This window comes from bacterium, from assembly GCA_021108215.1.
Lineage (GTDB): Bacteria > Oederibacteriota > JAAXVQ01 > JAAXVQ01 > JAUVAV01 > JAIORK01.
Genome location: JAIORK010000040.1, coordinates 21,270 through 27,269, shown reverse-complemented (window position 1 = coordinate 27,269; position 6,000 = coordinate 21,270). Strand labels below are relative to the sequence as shown.

General features: G+C 41.2%; 10 protein-coding genes. 7 read left to right on the top strand and 3 right to left on the bottom strand.

Translation table 11 applies throughout. The features are described from left to right. The first annotated feature begins 333 nt into the window (after positions 1 to 333). The 3 genes from K8S19_09690 (at position 334) to K8S19_09680 (ending at position 2,071) form a co-directional block, all read left to right on the top strand. A complete protein-coding gene (locus K8S19_09690; GenBank protein MCD4813948.1) occupies positions 334 to 861 on the top strand; it encodes an ORF6N domain-containing protein in 528 nt (175 codons plus the stop codon). Between the two features lie 147 nt (positions 862 to 1,008). Continuing rightward, positions 1,009 to 1,182, top strand: a complete 174-nt coding sequence (locus tag K8S19_09685) for a hypothetical protein (GenBank protein ID MCD4813947.1) — start codon at positions 1,009 to 1,011, stop codon at positions 1,180 to 1,182. Continuing rightward, positions 1,175 to 2,071 (top strand): ATP-dependent Clp protease proteolytic subunit, encoded by an 897-nt coding sequence (locus tag K8S19_09680; protein ID MCD4813946.1) that lies wholly within the window; start codon positions 1,175 to 1,177, stop codon positions 2,069 to 2,071. Before K8S19_09685 ends, K8S19_09680 begins: the two co-directional genes overlap by 8 nt. Positions 2,072 to 2,160: 89 nt before the next feature. Here K8S19_09680 and K8S19_09675 read toward each other — a convergent pair whose 3' ends face one another. Further along, on the bottom strand, positions 2,161 to 2,349 hold the full coding sequence (locus K8S19_09675) for a hypothetical protein (protein ID MCD4813945.1): 189 nt from the start codon (positions 2,347 to 2,349) through the stop codon (positions 2,161 to 2,163). Between the two features lie 98 nt (positions 2,350 to 2,447). Between K8S19_09675 and K8S19_09670 the strand changes: the two genes are divergently transcribed. Continuing rightward, a complete protein-coding gene (locus tag K8S19_09670; protein MCD4813944.1) occupies positions 2,448 to 2,681 on the top strand; it encodes a helix-turn-helix transcriptional regulator in 234 nt (77 codons plus the stop codon). 5 nt (positions 2,682 to 2,686) lie between these two features. Continuing rightward, positions 2,687 to 3,331: a Fic family protein gene (locus tag K8S19_09665; GenBank protein ID MCD4813943.1), complete on the top strand. Its 645-nt coding sequence runs from the start codon at positions 2,687 to 2,689 to the stop codon at positions 3,329 to 3,331. Here the strand turns inward: K8S19_09665 and K8S19_09660 are convergent. Then, positions 3,315 to 3,491, bottom strand: coding sequence for a hypothetical protein (locus K8S19_09660; protein ID MCD4813942.1), 177 nt, complete (start codon positions 3,489 to 3,491; stop codon positions 3,315 to 3,317). The two genes, K8S19_09665 and K8S19_09660, sit on opposite strands and share 17 nt — an antisense overlap. Positions 3,492 to 3,769: 278 nt before the next feature. On the opposite strand from K8S19_09660, the gene K8S19_09655 reads away from it, so the two are divergent. Next, on the top strand, positions 3,770 to 4,087 hold the full coding sequence (locus K8S19_09655; protein MCD4813941.1) for a hypothetical protein: 318 nt from the start codon (positions 3,770 to 3,772) through the stop codon (positions 4,085 to 4,087). 153 nt (positions 4,088 to 4,240) lie between these two features. On the opposite strand, the gene K8S19_09650 is transcribed toward K8S19_09655, so the two are convergent. Beyond that, positions 4,241 to 5,023, bottom strand: coding sequence for an SDR family oxidoreductase (locus tag K8S19_09650; GenBank protein MCD4813940.1), 783 nt, complete (start codon positions 5,021 to 5,023; stop codon positions 4,241 to 4,243). 338 nt (positions 5,024 to 5,361) lie between these two features. Between K8S19_09650 and K8S19_09645 the strand changes: the two genes are divergently transcribed. Continuing rightward, positions 5,362 to 5,925 (top strand): nitroreductase family protein, encoded by a 564-nt coding sequence (locus tag K8S19_09645; protein MCD4813939.1) that lies wholly within the window; start codon positions 5,362 to 5,364, stop codon positions 5,923 to 5,925. Positions 5,926 to 6,000 lie beyond the last annotated feature (75 nt).

The following is a 6,000-nucleotide window of genomic DNA, read 5'->3' as shown; positions in this document are numbered from 1 at the left end:
CCTCCACTGCATGACTTAAATATATTGGGGGTTGACATTACCCATAGATAGGGGCAGGCAGGAACAGGCATCGCTCCGCCCCTGCAAATAGCATCATTCATACACAACACCCTGATTTATGAAACCCCCGAAGAAGTTATTGCGAGCTTGCCCGGCGTACTTGTTCGGCGCACCGTGTTCGGCGAATATCGGATGCCGGGTAAGTCCCGACTGGAAAAATTATTGATCCTTGGGACGCTGTCGCAGCCTGTGGATTTTTATAATCTTCCAAATTTATTCGCATGAAATCCGCCAAAGTTTGGTCTAACTCCATATCAAACCTAGGAGGCGGATATGGCAGAGATCATTCCTTTCGAACGTATTGAACAGAAAATTTATTTCATTCGCGGGAAAAAAGTGATGCTGGATCGGGATTTGGCGGAGTTGTATGGGATGAAAACAGGTCAATTAGCAAGACAGGTAAGGAGAAATTTTAACCGCTTTCCCTCGGACTTTATGATTCAGCTCGATTTAAAAGAACTTTCAGACTTGAAATGCCATTTTGGCACTTCAAGTTGGGGTGGAACCAGAAAGCTTCCTTTTGCCTTTATTGAAAATGGTGTCGCCATGCTCTCGAGTGTTCTAAAAAGCGAACGTGCTGTACAGGTCAATATCCAGATTATGCGGACATTTACCAAACTGCGAGAGTTGATGAGCCTGAACAAAGATCTTTTCCGGCAATTGAACCGGCATGAAACTCACTTGGCCAAACATGATAAGGAAATCTCCAATGTATTTGAAGCGATTCAATGCATCATGGAATTACCGGTCACCCTTCGCCGTAAATCAAAACCAATTGGATTTAAACCGGAGAAAAATTGATTCAATTGCATGAAATATTTACCGATAATTAAAGGGAGATTTGGGAATTGACGAGTCTGAAAGGGAGTGATATATATTATATAGATATTAATACGCAACTCTTCAAAATTTAGTAAGTTAAAATAATTTTTTATTAAGAGGTTGAATATGAAAAACTATGAAGAAGAGTTCAAAAAATTTCAATTAACAAAAGGTAATTTTCCGAAATACAAAGATCCTGAGAGTTATGCTATGCGTTTTAAAAAATGTTCAATCTACAAATATGTGAATATTTCCTACACCAATACTACACAAAATGAAAAAGACTGTAAAAATGCCTAATTGGACAGAAGTATTAGAGGAGCTAAAAGATTGCAGAAGAATAGACGCGTTAGATTTTGTTAGAAGGAAGTATTTAAAAGAACTATCTGAAAAGTTAACCAGAAACGTAATTGCTTACTACTCAGGGTGGCTTCAAAAACCTAATGTAGGCAATGCTGAAATTAATGACGATGATAAAAACGGATTAATGGCAACAATTCATGGTCTTGATAGAAGCAAAGGATTAGACCTCATACTACACACACCTGGTGGTAATCTCACAGCAACTGAATCAATAGTTGATTATCTTCGACAAATGTTTGGAAATAATATTCGCGCAATTATTCCTCAAATCGCGATGAGTTCAGGAACAATGATTGCATGTTCGTGTTCTGATATAATTATGGGCAAACAATCAAATATTGGTCCAATTGATCCACAATTTGGGGGTATTCCTGCTCATGGAGTCATTGACGAATTTAAAGAGGCTTTAAAGAAAATTAAAGAAGATCCAGAGAGCATTCCATTATGGCAAAGTATAGTATCAAAATATCATCCTACTTTTTTGGGTGAATGTGACAAAGCAATTATATTATCATCAGAAATTGTGACTAATTGGTTAAAAACAAATATGTTTAAAGATGACCAAGATAAAGACCGCAAAATCGAGAAAATAATTGAATGCTTAAATAACCATGAGGATACCAAAACGCATTCCAGACACATACATGTAGCGCAAGCACGAGACATTGGATTGAAAATTACGTTATTAGAAGAGAATCCGGAGTTACAGGATTTAGTATTGACAGTGCATCATGCATTCATGCATACGTTTTCTAATTCAGACGCAGTCAAAATAATCGAAAATCAAAACGGAAACGCAATTATATATAAAATTGCCGCTCGTTGATTATAGATCGGGAAATAGTACGGGACGTAGCTCGGTAATACGGTAATAAATTTTTGATGGACATTCGACAGGGTGCGGGCACCGAACCCCTACAGCAGCAAATCCACCAAGGTAATCATCCTGCCCACGTTTTCTAATCGCTTCTTTCTCTTATTCAGCGCCAGCTTTTTATCCTTCTTCAAGAAATCCCTATATTCATAGAACGCCAAATGCATGATGGTGATGTCCTCATCAGATAATTCAACCATAATTGGGGCATAGGATTTGAGAATTTGCATGGGGCACCTCCTTGAAAATTCATAACGAGACTATAGTTGCATATCGGATGTTTGTCAAGTTGTTGTTTACTATAGTCACGCTATCCGGGGAGGCAAATATGGAAAAGATTGAGTTATCTAGGGAAGTAGAAGCATTCTTGAACCTTATTAAAAAAATCCGCCTTGAGAAAAAATTGTCACATCAAAAGTTGGCTGACAAAGCGGGTTTAAGCCGCTCGATGATCGGCTTGTTGGAAAGCCACCGCAGGAATCCCACTATTTTGGTTTCTTTCAAGATCGCCAAAGCATTAGGTGTGAAGCTGAAGGATATGATTGCGAAGGTGGAGAGGTAGCTGCCATGAAAAAGGAAGGACGCTATAGCACACAAGGTTCAATTGAGGATCACTATGAACCGGGTTCTGGAAATCGAGTACTAAAAAATAAAATGGGTATTAAAAAGATTCACGAAATGGATCAAGTGGAAAATGATGAGCTTTTAAGGGTTTTAAAGGAATGTACTGAAAAGTATGACATTGTTCAGCGATTTAACGCGCGGGATATTTGCAATATGCATAAAATGTGGTTGGGTTCAATATATCTATGGGCAGGGAAGTACAGATCAGTTAATTTAACAAAAAACACGTTCGCATTTGCCTCTGTACGCCTCATCCCTAAGCTGATGCAGGAATTTGAAGAGGAAATTCTAAAGAAATATACCCCATGCAATTATAATGAAAAAGACAAAGTAGCCGAGGCATTGGCAATTGTTCATGTAGAATTGGTTTTGATTCATCCCTTCAGAGAAGGGAATGGCAGGTTGGCACGTCTTTTGGCAGATCTCATGGCGATGCAGGCAAATTTACCACCCTTGGTTTTCAGAAAACTAAGCCAAAACAAACCTAGATACCATCGTGCCATACAAGCGGGATTGGATAGAAATTATAAACCTATGAAAAAATTGTTTGTAATGATAATTGAGGATAGTCTTAGGAGCGCTTCTTAGCAGAACGTTTGACAGAGAAAGCAGCACTACGAGAAGTGGATAATTTTACATGAACACCTTCCGTGGCTGCACTGGTGGTGGTGGAAACGGCGAACAACCGATCGCGCACACCAGTTTTTCTCAAATATATATTTTTAGCTGCAATTGATGTTTTTTTCATAATACTAATTCTATCATATTTACCTAATTAGGAAAACCAGATATGTACGAATGGATTAGCGCAGTTTATACAATGGTTTTTTTATAAAAATAATCTGCAACAAAACCACTATTTCCCGGTCTAAATAAATAACGAGATAGCTTGATATTGATAGACGATAGTTATGCTTTCTGATTACCTTACAACAAGAGAAATAGTGCTGGTTGTAGGGTAATTATTGACATTCGTTACCTTACAAAATATAATATAAATACTATTGTATGGTAACGGAGCCGGATATGATTATCAAAGGTGTTTTAAAAGAAGAACTTAAAAATTCACGACTAATGCTGAAGCAGTATGAAAAAGAAATAGCCAAATTACCCAAGGGGTCTTTGTGTGCTAAAAACATCAAAGGTAGGGTTTACTATTATGTTCAATACCGTGAAGCTGGAAAAATAAAGTTCGACTATAAAGGAAAAGAATTATCGGATGAGATTATTCAACACTATGATGAAGTTAAGCGTAATAGGGCCAAATTGCGAAATGCTGCTTCTCAGTTGAAAAAACAAATTAAATATTTAAAAGGAACACTTCGTGGAAAAAACGCAGTTTAAGAAATTTCTAGAGGTTATTGATGTGTTGCATAAAACCAAGACCATTCACCATCTTGTGATGATAGGCAGCTGGTGTGAAATGTAGGGAACGGTCAGCTTGCCTGGCGAATGCCGGGCGACCGTTCCCTGCTATTGAAGCGGAATTATCTATCCCTACTTATTTTTGCTCATCATTCGTCGTCCCAGTTTGACCAGCAGGCCATTGGGTGTTAGGACTGTGAACAATACCATGAATTTATTAAACACACCGGTGATGATTCTACGCTTGCCTTTCATCATGGCTTTGTACCCTTGCCGGGCAACGGTGTCTGCGCGCATGCTGTAAAGCCTGATGAAGAAGGCGGCTTCTGTGTCAGCCCGCTTTGCAAAACCGGTGCTGGTCACACCGGGGCATAGAACCGTTGCGGTGACACCTGTTCCGCGCAATTCTTCAGAAAGTGCTTCCGTAAATGAAAGGATATAGGCTTTGGTGGCGCAATAGACGGCCATGGTGGGGGTCGGTGTAAAAGCCGCAGTGGAAGCGACATTCATGAGGCGTCCTGATTTGCGTGCCAGCATGGCGGGGAGGAATAAGCGCGTAAGCCGGGTCAAAGCCTGCATATTTACGTGGAGCATATCCATTGTTGAGTGCTCATCGGCGTCGGCGAACAAACCGGAGTCACCAAAGCCGGCGTTGTTGACCAAGATGTTTACAGTCAGATTTGCGGCACTGATTTCTTTATACAATTCTTTCGGTGCCTGGGCTTGTGACAAATCCTTGGCAATTACGGTTACTTTAACTTTGTGTTTTTCACGCAAGGTGTTTGCCAGGTCATCCAGAGCATTTTTGTTGCGCGCGATCAGGATGAGATCATGCCCGGCTTTGGCCATAATCCCAGCCAACTCCAAACCAATACCGCCGGATGCACCTGTGATGAGTGCTTGTTCTTTATGCATGGTAGTCACCTCCATTTTTTTAGTTAGCCTGTTGGTGTTTTTTATATTTATATACCAATCAACATCTCCAGTACACACAAAAAAACACGGACAGGGCGGATTTACGGCCGGCGGAAGTCCTTTTATTTGAACGCATCATTTGCAATGACAGAGAACTGTGCCAAATGCGCGAATAGAGAATGCCCATTTAGTCCATTGAAAAACCGATCAGAAAATCATTGTATAATTAAAATCTCTAGTTGCGCTTGTTCGGGGGCGTGATAAAATGCAGATCATTTGAAAGCAGATGAGTTTTGGAAGGTGACAACCGGGGAAGCACCCGGTACAAGGAGGAGTTTATGAATCCGGTTATTGACACGATCATGCAAAGACGTTCGGTCCGTTTTTTCAAAGATAAAGCGATCCCGCAAGCCATGCTGGAAACCCTGTTGTTGGCAGGCAGTTATGCCCCTTCAGGTAACAACCTTCAGCCCTGGCGCTTTGTGGTGGTCACAGATCCGTCTTTCCGCGCAAAGCTGGCGGAGAAAAGTCTCGCGCGCTACCAGCAATGGATTATCAATGCACCGGAGGCGTTGCAAGCACGCCGACGTGAGATTGATGCCAAGGTTACAGATCCGGTTTATTATGGTGCTCCGGCGATTATTTTTGTGATCGGGTCGGGGATGACGGCGGAGATGGATTGTCCCATGGCCTGTCAGAACATTATGCTGGCTGCCCGTTCGTTTGAGCTGGGAAGCTGCTGGGTTTATTTCGGGCAATTGGCCATGGATGATCCGGAAATCCGGGAGATACTGGCGTTAAAAGAGGGCGAGAAAATTTACGGCCCCCTTGTGTTGGGATATCCCCGGGAAGGGTTTCCTCCGTCACCCCAGAAAAACTCACTCAAAGTAAAATGGGTTTAACAACGGGTCCGGACAGGCGGCATCTTGGTCTGGGAGTATGTTTTATGAGGAAGTATAAAAATCCACGGGGATAAC

What these genes read in the sequence shown, in the direction of transcription:
- K8S19_09690 (MCD4813948.1), top strand. Translation starts at nt 334, where the DNA reads ATGGCAGAGATCATTCCTTTCGAACGTATTGAACAGAAAATTTATTTC.
- K8S19_09665 (MCD4813943.1), top strand. Translation starts at nt 2,687, where the DNA reads ATGAAAAAGGAAGGACGCTATAGCACACAAGGTTCAATTGAGGATCAC.
- K8S19_09655 (MCD4813941.1), top strand. Translation starts at nt 3,770, where the DNA reads ATGATTATCAAAGGTGTTTTAAAAGAAGAACTTAAAAATTCACGACTA.
- K8S19_09680 (MCD4813946.1), top strand. Translation starts at nt 1,175, where the DNA reads ATGCCTAATTGGACAGAAGTATTAGAGGAGCTAAAAGATTGCAGAAGA.
- K8S19_09660 (MCD4813942.1), bottom strand. Translation starts at nt 3,491, where the DNA reads ATGAAAAAAACATCAATTGCAGCTAAAAATATATATTTGAGAAAAACT.
- K8S19_09650 (MCD4813940.1), bottom strand. Translation starts at nt 5,023, where the DNA reads ATGCATAAAGAACAAGCACTCATCACAGGTGCATCCGGCGGTATTGGT.
- K8S19_09670 (MCD4813944.1), top strand. Translation starts at nt 2,448, where the DNA reads ATGGAAAAGATTGAGTTATCTAGGGAAGTAGAAGCATTCTTGAACCTT.
- K8S19_09675 (MCD4813945.1), bottom strand. Translation starts at nt 2,349, where the DNA reads ATGCAAATTCTCAAATCCTATGCCCCAATTATGGTTGAATTATCTGAT.
- K8S19_09645 (MCD4813939.1), top strand. Translation starts at nt 5,362, where the DNA reads ATGAATCCGGTTATTGACACGATCATGCAAAGACGTTCGGTCCGTTTT.
- K8S19_09685 (MCD4813947.1), top strand. Translation starts at nt 1,009, where the DNA reads ATGAAAAACTATGAAGAAGAGTTCAAAAAATTTCAATTAACAAAAGGT.